Origin of the sequence: Methanobacterium paludis (genome assembly GCF_000214725.1) — an archaeon.
Classification (GTDB): Archaea; Methanobacteriota; Methanobacteria; order Methanobacteriales; family Methanobacteriaceae; genus Methanobacterium_C; species Methanobacterium_C paludis.
This window is the reverse complement of sequence record NC_015574.1, coordinates 432,952-452,547: the sequence shown is the minus strand read 5'-3', so window position 1 is coordinate 452,547 and position 19,596 is coordinate 432,952. Positions and strand designations below refer to the sequence as shown.

22 protein-coding genes are annotated in these 19,596 nt (G+C 35.8%); 12 read left to right on the top strand and 10 right to left on the bottom strand.

The features are described 5' to 3' along the window. Positions 1-283: 283 nt before the first annotated feature. The 4 genes from serS (at position 284) to MSWAN_RS02040 (ending at position 3,480) form a co-directional block, all read left to right on the top strand. On the top strand, positions 284-1,573 hold the full coding sequence (serS, locus tag MSWAN_RS02055; RefSeq protein ID WP_013824955.1) for a serine--tRNA ligase: 1,290 nt from the start codon (positions 284-286) through the stop codon (positions 1,571-1,573). Positions 1,574-1,695: 122 nt separating this feature from the next. Then, entirely contained in the window at positions 1,696-2,145 is a 450-nt protein-coding gene (locus MSWAN_RS02050) for a universal stress protein (RefSeq protein WP_013824954.1), read from the top strand. Positions 2,146-2,219: 74 nt separating this feature from the next. Continuing rightward, positions 2,220-3,056 (top strand): CBS domain-containing protein, encoded by an 837-nt coding sequence (locus MSWAN_RS02045; RefSeq protein WP_048187830.1) that lies wholly within the window; start codon positions 2,220-2,222, stop codon positions 3,054-3,056. Position 3,057: 1 nt separating this feature from the next. After that, a complete protein-coding gene (locus tag MSWAN_RS02040; protein ID WP_013824952.1) occupies positions 3,058-3,480 on the top strand; it encodes a hypothetical protein in 423 nt (140 codons plus the stop codon). Between the two features lie 161 nt (positions 3,481-3,641). Here the strand turns inward: MSWAN_RS02040 and larE are convergent, their stop codons facing one another. From larE to comA, 9 genes are all read right to left on the bottom strand, one after another. Continuing rightward, positions 3,642-4,694 (bottom strand): ATP-dependent sacrificial sulfur transferase LarE, encoded by a 1,053-nt coding sequence (gene larE / locus MSWAN_RS02035; protein WP_013824951.1) that lies wholly within the window; start codon positions 4,692-4,694, stop codon positions 3,642-3,644. A gap of 261 nt (positions 4,695-4,955) precedes the next feature. Beyond that, complete coding sequence (locus MSWAN_RS02030) at positions 4,956-5,606, bottom strand: TfuA-related McrA-glycine thioamidation protein (RefSeq protein ID WP_013824950.1); 651 nt, start codon at positions 5,604-5,606, stop codon at positions 4,956-4,958. A 373-nt stretch (positions 5,607-5,979) separates the two neighbouring features. After that, entirely contained in the window at positions 5,980-6,504 is a 525-nt protein-coding gene (locus MSWAN_RS02025; RefSeq protein ID WP_013824949.1) for a TIGR00295 family protein, read from the bottom strand. 136 nt (positions 6,505-6,640) lie between these two features. Next, positions 6,641-7,129, bottom strand: a complete 489-nt coding sequence (tfe, locus tag MSWAN_RS02020; RefSeq protein ID WP_048188196.1) for a transcription factor E — start codon at positions 7,127-7,129, stop codon at positions 6,641-6,643. Between the two features lie 263 nt (positions 7,130-7,392). After that, positions 7,393-8,235 carry a coenzyme F420-0:L-glutamate ligase gene (locus tag MSWAN_RS02015; protein ID WP_394295792.1) on the bottom strand — a complete coding sequence of 281 codons (843 nt, stop codon included), beginning with the start codon at positions 8,233-8,235 and terminating at the stop codon, positions 7,393-7,395. A 168-nt stretch (positions 8,236-8,403) separates the two neighbouring features. Beyond that, positions 8,404-9,090 (bottom strand): (Fe-S)-binding protein, encoded by a 687-nt coding sequence (locus MSWAN_RS02010; protein WP_013824946.1) that lies wholly within the window; start codon positions 9,088-9,090, stop codon positions 8,404-8,406. A 124-nt stretch (positions 9,091-9,214) separates the two neighbouring features. Beyond that, the gene (locus MSWAN_RS02005; protein ID WP_173361654.1) at positions 9,215-9,916 is read right to left on the bottom strand and encodes a GTP-binding protein; all 702 of its coding nucleotides are present in this window, start codon (positions 9,914-9,916) and stop codon (positions 9,215-9,217) included. After that, positions 9,913-10,689, bottom strand: a complete 777-nt coding sequence (locus MSWAN_RS02000; RefSeq protein ID WP_013824944.1) for an ATP-binding cassette domain-containing protein — start codon at positions 10,687-10,689, stop codon at positions 9,913-9,915. The genes MSWAN_RS02005 and MSWAN_RS02000 overlap by 4 nt, the downstream gene beginning before the upstream one ends. Next, a complete protein-coding gene (gene comA / locus MSWAN_RS01995) occupies positions 10,689-11,462 on the bottom strand; it encodes a phosphosulfolactate synthase (protein WP_013824943.1) in 774 nt (257 codons plus the stop codon). Before comA ends, MSWAN_RS02000 begins: the two co-directional genes overlap by 1 nt. A 433-nt stretch (positions 11,463-11,895) precedes the next feature. Here comA and MSWAN_RS01990 point away from each other — a divergent pair, with 433 nt between their 5' ends. The 8 genes from MSWAN_RS01990 (at position 11,896) to rpl12p (ending at position 17,648) form a co-directional block, all read left to right on the top strand. Continuing rightward, on the top strand, positions 11,896-12,459 hold the full coding sequence (locus MSWAN_RS01990; RefSeq protein ID WP_013824942.1) for a pyruvate kinase alpha/beta domain-containing protein: 564 nt from the start codon (positions 11,896-11,898) through the stop codon (positions 12,457-12,459). A 229-nt stretch (positions 12,460-12,688) separates the two neighbouring features. Then, on the top strand, positions 12,689-13,846 hold the full coding sequence (ftsZ, locus tag MSWAN_RS01985) for a cell division protein FtsZ (RefSeq protein WP_013824941.1): 1,158 nt from the start codon (positions 12,689-12,691) through the stop codon (positions 13,844-13,846). Between the two features lie 230 nt (positions 13,847-14,076). Beyond that, positions 14,077-14,259 carry a protein translocase SEC61 complex subunit gamma gene (locus MSWAN_RS01980; RefSeq protein ID WP_048187828.1) on the top strand — a complete coding sequence of 61 codons (183 nt, stop codon included), beginning with the start codon at positions 14,077-14,079 and terminating at the stop codon, positions 14,257-14,259. Positions 14,260-14,432: 173 nt separating this feature from the next. Next, the gene (locus MSWAN_RS01975; protein WP_013824939.1) at positions 14,433-14,876 is read left to right on the top strand and encodes a transcription elongation factor Spt5; all 444 of its coding nucleotides are present in this window, start codon (positions 14,433-14,435) and stop codon (positions 14,874-14,876) included. Beyond that, entirely contained in the window at positions 14,876-15,364 is a 489-nt protein-coding gene (locus MSWAN_RS01970; protein WP_013824938.1) for a 50S ribosomal protein L11, read from the top strand. Before MSWAN_RS01975 ends, MSWAN_RS01970 begins: the two co-directional genes overlap by 1 nt. Positions 15,365-15,634: 270 nt before the next feature. Next, positions 15,635-16,273: a 50S ribosomal protein L1 gene (locus MSWAN_RS01965; protein WP_013824937.1), complete on the top strand. Its 639-nt coding sequence runs from the start codon at positions 15,635-15,637 to the stop codon at positions 16,271-16,273. Further along, positions 16,274-17,281 (top strand): 50S ribosomal protein L10, encoded by a 1,008-nt coding sequence (locus MSWAN_RS01960; RefSeq protein ID WP_013824936.1) that lies wholly within the window; start codon positions 16,274-16,276, stop codon positions 17,279-17,281. Between the two features lie 61 nt (positions 17,282-17,342). Next, a complete protein-coding gene (rpl12p, locus tag MSWAN_RS01955; RefSeq protein WP_013824935.1) occupies positions 17,343-17,648 on the top strand; it encodes a 50S ribosomal protein P1 in 306 nt (101 codons plus the stop codon). Between the two features lie 278 nt (positions 17,649-17,926). Here the strand turns inward: rpl12p and MSWAN_RS01950 are convergent, their stop codons facing one another. After that, on the bottom strand, positions 17,927-19,537 hold the full coding sequence (locus tag MSWAN_RS01950; protein ID WP_013824934.1) for a metallophosphoesterase: 1,611 nt from the start codon (positions 19,535-19,537) through the stop codon (positions 17,927-17,929). Positions 19,538-19,596 lie beyond the last annotated feature (59 nt).

Sequence of the window (19,596 nt, the reverse complement as noted above, 5' to 3'; positions counted from 1 at the left end):
AACATGAAAAATTAACATACCATCTAAAACGAAGACAAAATCTTTTTTTTTGTAGATTTTTTTGTATAAAATTAAAAAATTATTTAATAAATTTTTATAAATGTTACTTAAATTTGATTTACTCAAATTTCATAGTTTATTTGATTTGTTAAAAGTGAACATTTTAAACAAATAAAAATCAAACAAGAATCAAATAAAAGTTAATCTCTAAATTAATTCATAAAGTTAATTCATACTACTAAATTCAAATATATAAAAATAAAATGTAAAGATTGGAATTACCATGCTCGACATTAAACTTTTCAGGGAAAATTCTGATTTAATCCGTAAATCAGAAAAAATACGTTTTAGAAACACCAAGAACGTTGACAAGGTCATTGAATACGATAAAAAATGGAGGGAAGGAATTCAGAAGCTGAACTCCCTGCGTGCAGAAAGAAACACACTATCCAAATCCTTCAAAAAAGCCCGTAAACAGGGCCCGGAAGAATTAAAAAAACTTCAAATAAAAGCAAAAGAAGTTGCAGGAGAAGTTACAGTATTAGAACCTCAAATAGCAGAGTTTATCCAAAAAAGAGATGAGTATCGTTACAAAGTTGGAAACATCGTGGATGAGACTGTCCCAGTATCTGAAACTGAAGAAGACAACGATATAATCCGCAAAAGTGGAGTTATACCCTCATTTTCATTCAAACCACAAAGCCACGTTGATCTCATTGAGAACATTGATGGAGCCGACATCAAACGAGCTGCAGAAGTCGCTGGGGCTCGTTTTTACTATTTGAAGGCAGATCTAGTTTATTTAAACATGGCACTGATGAAGTTTGCAATAGACTTCCTTTCAGAACAGGGTTTCACACCATTTTACACCCCATTCTTTATAAAAAAGGACGTTATTAAAGAAACAGCAGAGCTTGCTGACTTTGAAGAAACCTTATACAAAGTGGAGGGTGAAGACCTTTTCATGATAGCAACAGCTGAACAGACACTCGCAGCACTCCACAGAGGTGAAATAATTGATGAAAGAACCCTTCCACGTAAGTACTGTGGTATCTCCACATGTTTCAGGAGAGAAGCTGGTTCTCACGGTAAAGACACACGTGGCATCTTCAGAGTCCATCAATTCGAAAAAATTGAACAGTTCGTGTTCTGTAACAAGGAAGACACTGAGAAGATCCATGAAGAACTGCTTAAAAATGCTGAAACCATATACCAAAAACTGGGAATTCCTTACAGGGTTGTTTCAATAGTATCATCAGCATTAAATGATAACGCATCAAAAAAATATGACCTAGAAGGTTGGTTCCCTGGTTCAGATACCTACAGAGAACTTGTTTCATGTACCAACTGTTTAGATTATCAAGCAAGGAAATTAAATGCACGTTATGGAATTCAAGGAGATTCAGATTCCCTAAAAATATGTCACACATTGAACAGCACAGCAATTGCCACAGAACGTACTATCTGCTGTATTCTAGAAAATTATCAACAGGAAGATGGTAGGGTCAAAGTTCCAGATGTTCTGATTCCATATATGAATGGGAAAACCTTCATTGAAAAATGGCAAAAATAATCTACACTAAAACAAAAATAAATCTATGGTTAAATCTAATTAACTGCTAATCATAATTTACTGATCGAAAAACATAATAGGTGCGATAACAGAAGGAAACATAGTATATAAGAGGTGAACCTATGTACAAAAAAATATTATTACCAACAGATGGTTCAAAATATGCAAATAGTGCAGCAAAACATGCCATCTGGATTGGAAATTCAAGTGACGCCGAAATTATAGCCTTAAACGTGATTGAAACATCCTCACTTGTTGGATTACCTGCAGAAGATCTTATAGTGAGAATAAAAGAAATGCTTAAGGAAGAAGGAAAAATAGCGCTGGACCATATAGCAGATATGGTAAATGAATGTAAAGAGAGCGGCGAATGTAAAGAAGATATTAAACTCACCTTAAAGACAAAGGAAGGTTCTCCTGCAGATGTGATACTCAAAACAATCCAAGAAGATGATATAGACCTTGTAATAATGGGAACCTCTGGAAAACATGGACTGGATAGATTTTTATTGGGAAGTGTAACTGAAAAGGTAGTAAGATCCGCCAAGTGTTCGGTTCTCGCAGTTCACTGATTAAATATTTTAATACACTTTTTTAGACACGATAAACCCATAATTAGTTTTATTAATAAATGGCTGGTGTAATAATGCTTGTAAAAGAGATAATGTCAGAGGATATACACTACATCCAAGTTCCAGGAAACCGAACAAACGCAATGGAACTTATGAGAGATAAAAATGTATCAGGATTACCTGTTGTAAAAAATGGAACAAAAGAGCTCGTTGGGATACTTACAAGAACAGATCTAGTTGAGAACCCCGATGAAGAGCAGATAGCCATGATAATGACAAGGAACCCCATAACCGTGGCTCCAGATGATGATATAAAAGAAGTTGCAACTAAAATGATAGAAAACAACATAAGGAGGATCCCAATAACTGAAAATGGAGTCCTTATTGGTCTTTTAACTGCATCTGACTTGGTAAACAAGGCATTGTGGAAAATGGATGTAAAAGACCCTGTTGAAAATTATATGTTGAGAAAGATTCCCACAACATGGGAGAAAACCCCCCTAAACATTGCATTTGACATAATGAAGTATTTCAATCTCAAAGTGGTCCTTGCACTGAATAAAGATGGAAAACTGTCAGGGATACTCACAGAAACAGATTTTATTGAAGAAAGTGAGGTTGTAGCAGAACAAACTGTACACAACACTTCTGTTGGTACTGAAGGGGACAAATGGTCCTGGGACAGTAAAAGCGTTCTTTATGTTACAAAAAATCATCTTAAATTCTCTGATAAAGAGGTAAAAGACGTTGCAACAACTGAACCAATTATTGCAACCACCAAAACCTCCGTAAAAGAATGCGCAAATAAGATGAAACAGAAAAATATTGAACAGATCCCTGTAATTGATGTTGAAGGAAACCTTGTTGGTCTTGTCAGGGCCACTGATTTAATAAAAGCTATCAGCGATTAAAATGTCAGGAATACCAATTTTAAAAATAAAATCAGACCCTGAAACCATAAGGATCGTCGGTAAAAATGGGAGCGAAGTTTCCATACAAACCATAAACCTGAGGATTATAATGGCTAACATTTGGTGGGAAGAAAGCCCAAATCTGCAACCATTCTTCAATGTAATGGAACTAACCATTAAAAAGGCCCTGAAAGAAGTTTACGACTTCAATAAGCTGACCATTGATTACACTTACAGGGCAAATGACAGGTTGAAAGATGCATCAGAAATAGTAGTAGAGATCAATGATGTTAAAGCCGATGAAGTTGATGTGGAAATAGCTGGACGGTTCATAAACTTCATGGGCCAGGAAACTCGGGGATTCTTCAAAAGGCTGACAAGTTCCCGGAGAAAAGTCGAAGAGAACGTGCACAAAGAGATTTGAATATTATCTAGGCATATTATTCTTCTTTATAGTTAAGTGATTAATTTAAACAATTAAGCAGTAACCTTAATTCTTAAATTTAATTAAATTACTTACTTTAATAATGAATTTTTTTTTAATTATTTTATATTCCTAAACTCATTTTAATCTAAAAAAAGTTATTAAATGATTCTCCTAACATGGGGTAAAACTTCAACGAGCAGTTTTTCTGCATCTTCTTTATCTACAACACGCCTTGCAACAATTTTTCCCTTTTTAAATATTGTAACATTTCTCCCTAATGTTTCAAGCATTGCTATTCCCATCTTTTCGGAACATTTAACATTACCCAACTTTTTAAGCTCACAGCACGTCTCTTTGATATTTATTTCATATGGAAGTTCAGTTTCGAACATGATCTTGTTTTTTTCATCTTTGCAGGGCCTGTAAATCACCAGATCTTTTTTCGAATCCTCATATCCACTTATGTCCATTGCAACACGTTTAAATCCAACTGCCTTGAGTTCCGAATCTATGTGGCTTAAAATTCCTTTGTTTAAAAGTTTATCCAGATTATTAACTTCTATCCTTGCAGCTCCATCTTCATCCCTCACTCTGACAACGTCAGACCCTGTAATGCCTTTTAAAAGAGACTCAGCATATTTTATTCTGTTTATTTTTTTAGGTGTTATTGGGCTGTTTTTGGATATCCGAGTTGCAAGACATGTTGTTGTGTGGGAGTATGACACTTCCATGTCTTCAAGTACCTCTCGCACATCTTCTGCCGTGAAACCAGCTTTAACCAGGGGACTTTTGATATTTTTAGCATAATTAACCATTATTCCGGGCCTATCTTCAAGGAGATCCGTAATATTGGTTCCATCAACAATTTCATCAAATCCTTGAGTCTTTGCAGCTTCTTCAAGTTTAGAGTACATCTTATTTTTACAGACGTAGCACCTGTTTGGAGGGTTTGATTTGAAAGCTTCATCTAATAAAAAGTTTTCACTCACAACAATGTGTTTGATCCCTATCTCCTGAGCCACCCTCTTTGCATCCCCTATAAACTCTGGGGGCATGACTCCATTGTCAACTGTTATGGCAACAGATTCCTTCGAGACATCCTGTGCTATCTTTGCAACCAATGTACTGTCTGCCCCGCCTGAAAATGCAACAAGAACCCTTTTGTCTTTCAGATATTCCCTTAAAATCTCCAATTTCTTTTCTATTTCCATGTAGTATCGTCCTTAATTTAGTTTATGAGCTTAAACTATTCATGAGTCTATTCATGAGTTGAAATCTTAAATTAGCTATAGCTTAGATTATCTTCTTTTATCTTGATCTAATCTAATATTACAAGGTGTTCTTTTTTGTTCAAAGGTTTATATTAAAATGTCTAAATCTAAAATATTAAAGCGAAAATTAAAATAGAAAAAAAACTTTAAAAACTAGTATAGTGCAGTTGAAAAAGTTATTCACGCCCATTTTGTCTATTCTCATTTTTTTATGTACTCTTTTATGTATTCTAAAACTTTCAGTGCATCTTCTCTTTTTATATCCTTGGCTTTCTCATCTAAAAACTTCTGAAGAACTGCTTTTTTTTCTTCATCAATATTAGTATCTTTTAAAACCCGTTTGTAGGTTCTTTTAGGGTAATAAATCGATTTTGCAGATTCAATGAGCCTTTTAAAATCATCTTCATCAATCAGACCTTTTTTGAGTGCTGCTTTGAAGTTGTAGATCATACTTATGAAAGCCTCTGAAAGCTGTTCAAGAGTTTTAGGGTTAAAAACAACTGCAACATCATCATCAGCTTCTATAATCCCTTCTTTGTAGTCTCGGTAAACCGTACCTATTCCTATCATCCCAAAATCCTCAAGTTCAGACGCACGAAGTGCACCCATACTCGCACCCCCCACAACAGTTACCCCCTCATTAAGGGCTTTGAGTATTTCCTTATGAGATACTGCAGGTCTCTTGTGAAAAACACCGTCAATAATGGCTATTAACTCAGGTTTATCATTCAATGCTTTGATTACATCTCCCCTACCTACAGGAGGGCGGTAATCTGCATCCAAAATTCCGCGTGCTTCATCAGGATGTATGGATGTGCCCGTAAACACTATGATCTTTTTACTCGTAATCATATATTGCCCCTTTCTCTCATTTCATTTAAGTAATGAGCTATTCATTAATAGATCCGTTGCTATGTTATCTTAGGCATCTTTAAAGGTTTATTAATTTAATTATGTATAAATCTTTAAATTAACTTCCTTCTAAAAGTTTTAGTTGTTAAATGTAGATCAGTAAGCAGATTTATATAATTTTTTTAAGACAGCACTTGGAATTAGACCTTTAATAATGGATAAACATTGAATAATGGATTAAAAAAATGAAACTTAAAAGGATAAAAAAAAGTAGTAATTTAAAAAAATAGTAAAAATGGACAGAATATAAAAATATAGTAAATTTGGAGATTAAGGAAAAAGTTTGATAATTGCGTTAACCCCTAATTAACTATTATAGACATTTATTTACAATATAAACCTTACCATCAGCACAAACCTCATTATGAAGTTTAATAATCCGTGATATGGAAGGATGATTCGCTCCAAGCCTCTGCTCCCATCTTTTGATCACAAAATCAATATCAACCTCATTCGTACCGTTGACAAGATTGTCTGCATGTGCAACGATCTTTTCTTCCATAGTAATTGGTATGTAATCTCTTGGAGGTAAACCTAATATTTCTGCCTCATTTATGGGTATTCCTGCACCTATGTGTCTTTCGGTGATTTTCTGAATTTCAAAAGGAAATCCCTGCTCTTTCAGTATCTCTGCACCAACAACTCCATGGAAGATACTGTGCGTCCTTGACCTGCCGATGTCATGGAGAAGTGCTCCGGTCTCAACAAGATCCAAATCCACGTCATAAAAATTGGAAGATAATTTCAATGCTTTTGTTGATACTGCTTTACAGTGTTCAATTATGTGAGGCAAAGTTTTTAACTCATTCAACGTCTCTAAAACTAGATCTTTGCACAAAAATATTCGCCCCTCTAAAAAATGTTATTCAAAAAGGTATAAGTCACTGAATTTATTGAACTTTGGAAATTTACTGAATTAAACTGATTTAAATGAAATTAATTATGATAACTGAAATTAACTTATCTTTCCCTTTTTAGCTTATCTTTTCCTTTAATTCTCTTAATTCTGTTACTACAGCAGAATTATCTTTGTATTCAAGTGAGCCACCACATTTTGGACATATGAAATTGTTTTCAGATGCTTCTTCAAATTTGTATCTGCATCCATTGCTTAAACAAACAAAGAACATGTTCCCTTCTTCAAATTCTAAGGATTCTTCAATTTCCTTTGAAAATTTCTCATATTTCTTTGCTATGATTTCTGCTACTTTTTCTTCATCAAATTTCCAGCTGTAAGTGTACCACTGTGTTTCAGGGTCTTTACTTCTTTTGTAGCTTGCAACTCCTGCATCGTAAAGTTTGTATAAAATCCTTCTTACGATGTTGAGTTTAATTTCAGTTTCTTCTGCAATTTCCTCATCGGTTGTTTTACCCTTTAACATACATCCAATGATTAAAACACTGTTTTCTTCATCACCTGTGATATCCACCAGAATTTCCTGGACTGTAGGGTCCGCAAGCATTTCAGCTCCCCCTTTGCCTTGTGAAAACCTAATTAAATCCTGGATCATAGGGCTATTTACATTGAGCATTCCATTCCTCCTATTCAAATCAATGAAATCTTCTGTTTATCTATCAAACAACTACGATCAATATGAACACAAATCTTTTTCACATTAATCTGATTTAATGACAACTCCGGTGTTATATAATCTTAACAAAATAGTATTTATATTTTGTTGATTTGACAATATTGCCGCCAAACAGCAATAAAAATGAACAAATATTAACACATTCTAACAATAACAGCAGGTGTATGCTCGACAGAATTGAGCATTTCAATTGTTACCCCAGTAATATCACCATCAAACATATTTTTCATATCGTAAACAGTTTCAATATCCATTTCATTTTTTTTATGGTAATCCTCGGCTGTTTGAGCTATTTTTAGTGTTTCATTTATATTATGGGATTTTGAAATTCCTAATGGTGTGGGCCCTATAATCTTTCCAAAGCGACCTAAAATATAACCCCAAACCCCAAGATCGCATTTTATGCCATCAACTGCTATTGGAAGGGATGTGAACTTCCGACCTGCAAATTCATAACTTGCATCTGTATCAATTATCATAACAGTTACATCACGACCTGGATCCTTAAATATTTTCCTTGCTATGTCCAATGCAACCATTCCAGGTTTATCCGGAAGCAGTGAAACAAATGTGCCTGGAACATTACTCAAATCCACCCCAGCTTCAGATGCAGGTTTAAGGGCATGTTTCAAACCATAATAATCCAAAATAACTTTTTTATGTGTTCTAGCTTCATGAGGAAGTTTTCGAAGGTTTTCTATCGTCCTCCGTTTTATTCGGAAAATTGGTCCGAGAATGTAGCCCCAGATATACTTTGACCAGACATCTGCAAGGATAGAAGATAATATTGTAGGCTCAAATTCAGCTTCATCCACAATCATGCCTTGAGATATGGATATAGGGGTTTCTGAGATTACAAGGAAGTCTCCATCTTCCAGAAGATCCTTAGCCCTTTCGATGATAATATTATAAGATTCACCAGGTTTTATGTAGCCTGTTTTAACGGGTATTGCAATATATTTTGGAGAGTTAACCATGTTTATCAGTTTCTGTAAAATAATGTATCCATAATTCATAGTGATGGGATCTGATTTTATTTTTTATTTTTGATCTGAAATGATTTCCTTTAGTTAAAAAATTATCAAATATCTCTCAATTTTTAATTTCAAAAAAAATATAAAAAATTTTGCATCATCCTTTATTGATCATCCTTTTATTGGTGGAGCCCATACTTTAAGGTCTATTCCTTCTATTATGGCTTTCCTACCTTCAAGCTGGACAAGAACACCTGAATGCACTTTCTGCATCATGCAATGGCCTGGAAGGAACCTGACTGTCTCACCTACAGATGGGAGTTTGCCCTCAATTATTCCCTCAAATCCTCCAACCATGCATATACCAATGTCCATGAATTCAAAGTCTGCCTCTGGGTCTAACCTGTGGCACGGCCCGACCATGTGCACGGTTATGAGGCCGTTGTCCTCACTCAATATCTTCGCAAAATGCGTGATCGGACATGCAAGAGGTCTATACCTCACCACATCCCCTGCCTTTAACACTTTACGTGTAAATGGGTAAAGAACCTCCCTACAAGACTTTTCTCCAGGTAAGGGATGGAGTACAAAATCTGCCTCGTATCCATCAAGAACACCCACGTACTTTTCCTCTTCGGGGATTACCTTTTCTTCTTTGAGTATTTCCTTTAGTTCTTTCCTGTTTTCGTTGAATATTTCTTGTAAGAGGAATCTGCACTTCTCAAGTTGTGTTTCATTTTTGAGAAGGGCCTGGCTGAATTCTTCACACTGTGCATATCCGCATATTCCGCAGTTGAAACCTGGAAGTAACTTTAAAACACGGGAGCGCTGATCTGAGTTAACGGGACTGTTGCTCATTATAAATACACCTTAATAATAATTAATGGTTAAGAATTTTTTTTAATTCAATTCATTCTATAACATCTAATTATATTTTATTTTTAATTATATTTTAATATAAGCCCATTCATTAATATGCTGCTTATTCACCTTTGTAACTTTGAAATCCGTCAATTCTGCGCAATATTCCCCTGTGGTACTTTTTATTAACCTTTGTTTCACCAACACAGAGTGTACATACTGCAAGAGGAGCTGAATGTCTTAATTTTTCTTTACCAAGGGCAACTTCTTTTGATTTTAGCATCTCTTCCCCGAGTTCAACACATCCTTGACCTGAGAGTCCGTTTGCCTCAATTATTTTACACTGAGGATTCACTTCAAGAACCCTTTCTCGGAATATCTCACGCTCTGCCTGAGATATCATGTCTCCCTTGGTTATGACCGCAATATCTGCTGTGCTCAGAAATGGTCCCACTTTAAGTGGTGTGTTTGGTCCACTTGTTGCATCTATAACACAGACACCCAGACAGTTCATTGTATAAGGGGCGCACCTGTGACAGAGTCCTGCAGTTTCTACAACAAGAAAATCAGATTCATTTTCATCAGCCCAGCTTATCATGTCTTCAAGGTTATAAATGGCATAGTGATCTGGACACATGTCCATTGAAAGACCCACCTGGGTTGGTACTCCTATTTTAGCGAATTTTTTATCATCATCCGTGTAAAGACAGTCTATTTTAACCACAGATGGATTTAAACCCCGTTCTATAAGTCTCTTAAGGGCATGTATCAATACAGCTGTCTTTCCAGAACCGGGGGTCCCGGCAACAATTACCATCCTCATATTCTCACGTCTTTCATTTCTATATCTTCAATAACTTCCCCATTTCGAACCTTATCCCTTAAGTTGAGCATTAATTCATCTATCTTGTTCAACTTCTTGGATATTGTCTTTTCTTCTGCGGTGGTACTTAAAACCTTCCGCATTCCACCATTCTTCATAACTATCCTTCTATCCGCCATCAAAGCCAGCACAGGGTCGTGGGTTACAACCATGACAATTTTTCCATGACCTGAAAGAACTTGCAGAGCATCATGTTTTCTTATACCTGCATTTTCTATTTCATCAATGAGTACTATGGGTGAATCACTTATTATAGCCACATCTGCCACCATTAAAGCTCGTGACTGACCTCCACTTAAAATTGTGAGTTCGTGGTCTTTTTTTATTGGTTCGCCTGTAAGTGTGTTGGCAAGATTAACCACCGCGTCAACACATTTGCTGCTGGCACCACGACATTTAGCATGGAGGCTTAAAAAATCTCCCACCGACATGTCAGCAAGAAAGTTCATGTTCTGAGATAGCTGTGCCACCATCTTCTTTCGAGGATTAGTCCTGTCATCGTAACTGGGCTGTTTATCATTCACAAGGATCTTTCTCTTTGAAAATGTGTCTTCCTGTGCAAGCTGTTCTATGTCCCCTATCAATGAACTTTTACCACTCCCCGTGGGTCCCACAACTCCAAATATTTCGCCTTTTTTTATAACTACCTCTTCTACAGGCTCTTTATTTCCCTGCTTATCGTAGCCACCTATAATAGTTATTGTATCTACCATTAAAGGTCCACCTTTCCCAAAGTGTCTCCTCTTAATCCGCGTCTCATTGTTTCAAGGGCTGTTATTTCTTCTGGAGGGATATTCCCTAAATTCACATTGGACCCAAATTTGAGTATCAAGTAAACCTGCTGATTTTTTTGAGGAGCTTCCCAGATTATATTTTTTATGTCTGTATTATCCGCAAATATCTGGACATCGTCTCCCTTAACATTCCCATTGTTATCGTAGATCCCTATGCCCTTTCCACCTTCCCTCGCCTCGATGAGAACTTTGTCTGCACCAAGTTCCACGTCATGGTTCACAAGTTTCACCCGTTCTGTGGGTGTAAATTTGGAATCCTCTTTAGGATCCTTCTTTCCAACTTCTGTTATAACCATAAATCCATTATCCTTAACTTCACGGATTACTTTCTCCCTTTCCTCAAGAGATATGTCAACAGAACCATCTGATATTTCAATAGCTCCAAATCCGATCTTATCAGCTTCATTTAAAAATCTATCAAGTTTATTGTGAGTGTAAGCAATTTCAAATAAGGTTCCACCAGGGTAAGGTACCACATCATAAGATAGATATGATTCAACTTTACGTTTTACAATTTCCCTATCATAAACTGCAGAAGTGCACCATCCAAATTTTGCAAGATCAATGTATTCCCCAGATATCTCAAGTAAGTCCATTAACATTCTAGGACCTATTCCCTTGTCTAACATCATGGTAATTCCAGTTCCAGGCTCCCTAACTCTGTCCTGAGTGAGAAAATCAAATGCATTCATATGCGTCACCTTTTAGTTGTGTTAATAATATCAATTTTATGCTTGTAACTTTATATAAATTTGACGAACTGTGTAAAATGAAATGTCTTTAGATCACTGCAAATCCATGTATAATAAATCCATTGTATAATAAATATGTATAAACTAGTTATTATTATTCTTAGTCTTATAAATTAATTTTTTAATTGAATTAATATTTGATCTTGTTTTACAATCTAATTTTATTATAACCCAACCATTTTTGGCAAATTAAAATTAAAAACCGATAATGCGATTAACAACTAATTTGAATAAATACATCTGTTGTAAAAAAGTAGATTTATTGTATGGAGTTTTATATTGGGATATTAAGACATGAATTGTTTAACAACTTTATCCATAAATATTCATAAAAATAGTAAATAAACTAATCAATTAGATGGAGAGATGTTCAATGAAAAAAACCATTCATTATTTTGAAAATCCAGGTATAGAAAACACAGATAAAGTTATAGAACTTGTTAAAGCTAGAAAAGACGAATTAGGCATAAAAAATATCGTAATAGCATCTGCATCAGGTAAATCCGGGGTTAAACTAGCTGAAAAAATAAGTGATGCTCATATTGTAGATGTAACCCACCATGCAGGATTTAGAGGTGGAGATAAGATTGAAATTGAGGCAGAGTACCGGGAAGAACTTGAAGAGAGAGGCGTAGAAATTTACGCAGGTTCACATTCTTTGAGTGGTGTCGGAAGAGGTATCTCAAACAAATTTGGAGGTGTGACACCAGTTGAAATAGTTGCAGAGACTCTCAGACTTTTTTCCCAGGGAATAAAGGTCTGTGTGGAAGTAAGTATCATGGCAGCTGACGCAGGGCTTATACCAACAGATTCAGAGGTTATAGCTATTGGGGGTACTGGAACTGGTGTGGATACCGCTGTCGTTCTTAAACCCGCGCACATGAGCAACTTCTTTAACCTTAGAATACATGAAATAATTGCAATGCCACGACCATAATTTTTAGGTTAATCTTTTCATGATGTTTCTCACCAATGGTTCAAATGGCAACCTAGTAACACAAGCAAGTTCACAATGACTTCATGATGATGTGTTCATGACATTTTGAGGATAAGGGTAAAAAATTGTTTGTTTATAGGTGATTATCACTAAAAAAACCGCTGGTTTTAAATATAAGTTAATACAATAACACAATTAAGTTTAGAAACATTTGCTGTGGGGGTAGGAATTGAAATCTCTTATAAATAATACCATAAAAGAATCTGAAAAGAGAAGGGAGAGATCCGTTGTTGATGAGCCCAACCCGTATAACGACAACATCGACAGCGATCTTAAAGAGATTATACAGAGAAGTCGGGCTAAGATCTTTGTAGTTGGAACTGGAGGGGCAGGAAACAACACAATTTCAAGACTTAACGAAATGGGAATCGCAGGTGCGGGAACTGTTTCAGTTAACACAGATGCACAGGATCTTTTTTACTCAAATGCAGACCACAAATTACTTATCGGAAGATCCACATGTGGCGGCCTCGGTGCCGGAGGCATGCCTGAAGTGGGTGAGGAAAGTGCTGAAGAAAGTGAAGAGCAAATAAAAGACAAGTTAGATGGGGCTGACATGGTTTTTGTGACATGTGGTCTTGGTGGGGGAACTGGAACGGGTTCGGCTCCGGTGATTTCAAAGTTGTCCAAAAAAATAGGGGCATTAACAATAGCCGTTGCAACAATGCCTTTCAGTGCTGAGGGTCTTAGAAGAAGGGAAAATGCTGAGAAAGGACTGGAAAAACTTCAAAGCGCTGCAGACACCGTTATAGTAATACCAAACGACAAACTTCTTGAGGTGGCACCAAACCTGCCAATAAACAAAGCATTCATGGTTGCAGATGAATTACTGGGAAGGGCTGTTAAGGGAATAACAGAGCTCATAACCAAACCAGGTCTTGTAAGCCTGGACTTTGCAGACATAAGAAGCATAATGGTAGGATCTGGAATGGCCATGATCGGAATGGGTGAATCAGACTCAGGCGATAGAGCAATAGAGTCAGTTCATGAAGCATTGAACAGTCCATTACTGGACCTGGATATATCCAATGCCAAAGGGGCTTTAATAAACATATCAGGAAGTTCAGATCTTACACTGAACGAGGCAGAAAAAGTTGTGCAAATCGTTGCCGACGAACTGGATCCAGATGCAAACATAATCTGGGGTACACAGATACAAGAGGATCTCGAAAACACCGTAAGAACAACCATAGTTGTGGCTGGAGTGAAATCTCCTCATATATTTGGAATGCCGGGAATGCCAAGAGAACGTGAATACGTTGAAGAAAAACAAACTGAAACTGTTCCTGAATCTGCTTTAGAAGAATTCATTGATGGTGTTTTTTAAACATCAATAGGATTCCAATAAATTTAAGCATGATCAGGAACATTTTATACTATCTTCCACATATCATGACATGCACAAATTGTAACCCAATTCAATGTTGTGCTCCAGTTTGTACCATCTACGTTTGGGATCAAAAGGTTTATAAATCCCTAAATAAATAACCTATTTTGATATTAATCTAAATTTTATAAATATCTCCTTCTTTAATGAACATCAAAGTGGGTATCTCTATGAGTTCGAAAGAGTCTATTGTCAATTTTTTAAAACTATGTGAAAGAGTTCTACATGTGTCCAGAAAACCAGGTAGAAGTGAATTTATAAATGTTGCAAAGGTAACAGGAATCGGCATTATAATAATAGGAGCTGTGGGATTTGTAGTAAGTATTATAGCCCAGCTTGTAGGTAATGGTTAGATTTGTAATGTTTAGTTTAGATTTTATTTATTAATAGAGAATTTAATTAGTAGATCAATTAAAAGTTAAGACATCAATATTTATTATCAATTCACTCAAGTTAATCAAAATATTGAATCAATATAAATGTTGAAGAATTTTAATTATTAAAGTTTAATCAGGTAAGTGATAGTTTGATTTATGCCATAAGAACCCTTGTAGGTCAGGAAAAGAACGTTGCAAGAATAATTGCAAGAAATGTTAAAAACAGTGGGATTGAAGTGAATTCTATCCTTGTACCTGAAAGCCTCAGGGGATATATTTTAGTTGAATCATCAACAAAGATTGACATGCAAAATCCGGCCTTTAAAGTTCCCCATATGAAGGGTGTTATCGACGGAGAAATACCATTTGAAGAGGTAAAAACCTTTTTAAACCCAGAACCTATATTAGCTTCTATCCAAAAAGGAAGTATTGTAGAGTTAATATCCGGACCCTTTAAGGGCGAAAAGGCCAAAGTTGTCAGGATAGATGAATCCAAAGAGAATGTAGTCTTAGAACTTATTGAGGCTGCAGTCCCAATTCCTGTTACAGTTAAAGGTGATCAAATCAGATTAATACAGAAGGAGGCAGATTAATGGTAAAAGAAACCGTAGAAATTCTTATAGACGGTGGCAAAGCAACACCCGGCCCACCATTAGGTCCTGCAATAGGTCCGATGGGCATTAACATGATGCAAGTGGTTGAAGAAATCAACAAAAAAACTTCAGATTTTAGTGGAATGAAAGTTCCAGTTAAGGTTATAGTTGATATAAGCACCAAAAAATTTGATATAGAAGTTGGTACACCACCAACAACTGCGCTCATAATAGATGAACTCGGTATAGATAAGGGTTCACAGGATCCTGGAGCAGACAAAGTAGCAGATCTAAAAGTTGAGCAGGCATTGAAGATCGCTCGTATGAAATTCGATGCATTACTCTCAAACGATTACAAACACGCTGCAAAAGAGGTTATAGGAACATGCGTGAGCATGGGTATAACAGTTGAAGGAAAGGATCCAAGAGAAGTGCAGCAAGAAATAGATGAAGGTGTCTACGACGATAAACTCGTCCAAGATGCTTAAATATTTTTTAAATGACATAATTTAAGATGACTTAACATTAATCTTTGAATTTATCATTTAAATGGAATTGAAATTTAATTTAAAATTTTAAATTTTAGATTTAATCTTTCAACTTGATTTAATCACTTAATCCATCCTGATTTAAATCATTTAATCAGGATTTAATCACTAATCAATTTCATAGATATGGCATCATATCAGTGAACAAAATAAATAAGAAAATAATTCATTGTGAACTTTTCATTGAAAAAGTTCATGGAGGAATATTTGATGAAACAAGAAATGTTAGAAGCGGTGAAGAAGGCTAAAGAAGACTCAAAGCCGAGGAACTTCACACAATCCATTGATGTGGTCATAACCATCAAGGATTTAGACGTGAAAAAGCCAGAAAACCGTATAGATGAAGAGGTATTTCTCCCAAATGGTCGTGGAAAGGACGTGAAAGTTGCGTTCATAGCAGAAGGAGAACTGGCACTTCAGGCCAAAAATGCAGGTGCAGATCTTGTCTTAACCAGGGAAGAACTTGAAAAACTTGGAAAAGACAGGAAACAGGCGAAAAAAATTGCAAACAAACATGACTTTTTCGTTGCACAGGTAGACCTAATGCCACTTGTAGGTAGATTCTTGGGACCAGTATTAGGACCAAGGAAAAAAATGCCTAAACCAGTTCCATCCACAGCAAAACCCGAACCGTTAATGGAGAAATTTAAAAACACAGCAAAAGTTAGAATAAAGGATCAACCAGTTATCCAGGCCATCGTTGGCTCAGAAGAGATGGACGATGAGATGATTGTAGATAACATTGAAGCTATACTTGATATATTGGACAGAAACCTGGAAAAAGGAAGAAGCCAGATAAAAGCCATGTACATCAAAACAACCATGGGTCCAGTAGCGAGGGTGATCTAAATGCATCATGTTGCTGAATGGAAAAAGGATGAGGTAAAAGACCTCAAAGAACTCATCGAAAGCCATGAAGTCGTGGGTATGGCTAACCTTGCAGACATACCAGGACCTCAGCTCCAGAAAATGCGTAGAAACCTTAAAGGAAATGCAACTCTTAAAATGTCAAGGAAAACTTTCATGAGCCTTGCACTGGAAGAATCCAAAAAAGCAAACGTAGCAAGTCTCAAAGATCACATGAAAGGACAACCTGCCTTGATATTCACAAACATGAACCCTTTCAAGCTCTACAAAATTCTTGAAGAGAGTAAAACAGAAGCTCCTGCAAAACCTGGAAGCACAGCACCATTTGACATTGTAGTGCCCAAGGGTGATACAGCATTCAAACCAGGACCCATACTTGGTGAGCTTCAGAAAGTAGGTATACCTGCAAAGATCGATAAGGGCAAAATAGTTATAACCAAGGATAAAACAGTAGTTGCTGAGGGAGACGAGATCTCAAGGGAGATCGCGAGCATACTCACAAGGCTTGATATCCATCCAATGGAAGTTGGAATCGACCTCATAGCTGCTTATGAAGATCAAACAGTTTACACATCTGATCTCTTAACAATTGACGAAGAGAAAACATTATCAGATATACAGAAAGCCTTTACACAGGCATTAAACCTATCAGTAAACGCCGTGATATTCACAGAGAAATCCACACCGTACATACTGCAGAACGCACATTCAAAAGCAATGAACCTGGCACTAAATGCAGAGATACTTACATCAAAAACCAGGGAACTTTTACTTGCAAAAGCATATTCACAGATGCTTGCAGTTGCAGGTGAAGTATCAGCTAAAAATGCAGATGCAGTCGATGAGGAACTTCAAGAAAAGTTAAGCTCACAGGCAACTTCGGTTGAAGCCAAAAAAGACAAAGAAGAACCAAAAGACAACGAAGATGAAGAATCCGAAGAAGAGAAAGAAGAAGATGCAGCAGCAGGACTTGGAGCTCTTTTCGGTTAACGTTGAACAGAATTTAATAAATTTAAGTAGTTTAAAAAGTTTAGAAATTTGAGGTGATCATATGGAGTATATATACGCAGCAATGTTATTGCACACAGCAGGTCAGGAAATTAACGAAGGAAACGTAAAAAAAGTATTAGAAGCAGCAGGCGCAGAAGCAGACGATGCAAGGGTTAAAGCATTAATCGCAGCACTCGAAGATGTGGACATAGAAGAAGCTATAGAAAAAACAGCTGTAGCAGCAGCCGCAGCACCTGCAGCAGCCGCAGCACCTGCAGCAGCCGCTGAAGAAGAGGAAGAAGAGGAAGAATCCGAAGAAGAAAAAGAAGAAGAAGCAGCAGCCGGTCTCGGCGCTCTCTTCGGTTAAATTTTTTCTTTTCCCTACCTTTTTTCAATCGGGAAATTATATTGGACTATTCAATAGTTCCAAAAGTCAGGAATTTAAGAATCTAATATATAATATTAGATTTCTTTATTTGACTTTAAAAAAAAGTATTAATTTTTGGATTAATTTCTAATTTTAAAACTTCATTTTTAATTGCATTTTTAATTTTATTCCATATTTGATGACATTCTAATTTTAAAAATTAAGAATAAGTTAAGAAGATAAGTAAAAAATATAATTAAAATCTAAAATAAATAAAATTATTTCATATCTGTGAGTGCTTGAGAATCCAATTTTTTAATATTCCCCCGTGGAGAGTATTGATACAGATTTACATAAACGGGAGTTGAATCTTCGCTTTTTGGAGGTATAATGACCACAAATGTCATAGTACATTTATTTTTATCTATCCATGTACCGGAATTTACATAGACGTTTTTTTCTTGTTTTCCATTGAAAGACGTTATAACACGTGCCTCATGAGAATGTCCAAATATAACAATTCTCTTATCAGAATTAGGATTGTCAAAGAATTGAACAGATGATTGGTCATCAAGATGACTTGCAAAAGCCCCTTTCAAGACTGCTTCGTCGGTAGGAATTTTAACAGAAACTAAATTTTTATTTTGTCTTTCATCCCAAGTTTCAATAATCCCATTATATAAATTAACATCAATATAATCATTCTCTGAGTTTTGATATGGTAAAACATCATTTATGGCATAAAAGTCGCTGAATCCATCGATCCCCGTGTTTATGACTTTTTCATCAAGTCCTTCTTTTACAGGAAAATCTGTAATAAGACCTTTCCAAACAGTCCAATAAAGGAAATAAAGAAATTGAACCGCGTCCATCTCCTTTTTCTCAACAGGAGGAAAGGTAACATTTAATTCAGGGCGGCCTTGTATAACAGAGCTGGTTGCCATTCTTGTAAAGAAATATCCTGGAGGGAGTATGGAATCTGTTTGGGTTAAAGACTGGTTGGAATAATCCGGGGCACAATAAAAATTGTATCTATGTCCGTGTTCAATGACAACTTCCGGAAAATCAGGAGGAGTATACGCTCCTAAACCCCTCACATCACGAGCCTCAGATATTCCGGGCATAATACTTTGAATATCTTCTGAATTTATCAATAAATCATGGTTTCCAGGTACATATGTCACCTTTACTTTGCCTTCTTTTATTATATTATTAAAAGCATCTATTACGGGTTTATTGTTAAAAGCTACTGATTTTACGAAGTCCAACTGTGTTTTTCCATTAAATGTGTCTAAATTCATTGGAACAAACCACTCATCAATCAAATCACCAGCTATAACCAATTCTTTTACATTTGGTGAAATTCGAACTTGATTTAAAAAGTTAACCAAAGCATCTCGGTTCCCGTTAATCTCAGCATAACTGTCGTTTGCACCTAAATGAATATCACTTATACAGACCATCAACGTTCTTTTTTTATTTAAATCTAAAATACCCTCTGAATCAAGATTAAATAAATAATCTACAGCAAAATAATTTGTAAATTCTTCTTTTAAAGATATTCCCCTTGAAGATTTTACTTTATCAGTTATAGAAAGTTTATATTCTTTACCTTCAGCAAATTTTGTCCTGTCAGATTTATTGATATAAACAATGGATGGTGAATTCTCATCAAGATTCACTATAACATTCTCTTCCACTTCCTCCCAATCAGATTTAACTTTATAAAGTTTTATCCCATCTGAGATAGTGCTTGTATCCAAACCATCACTGAAAATTATCTTTATACGCCCTGTAGGATCAATAACTGATGGATCTTCCCGTTTATCTGAGAAAGGAATATCTGTTTTTACACTCAAAAATGATCTAGTTATACTCTTAGAATCCAAGAATAAACCTCCTAAATATTAAGTTTAAGTACATAATTAGTTACATATTCTGTTTATCA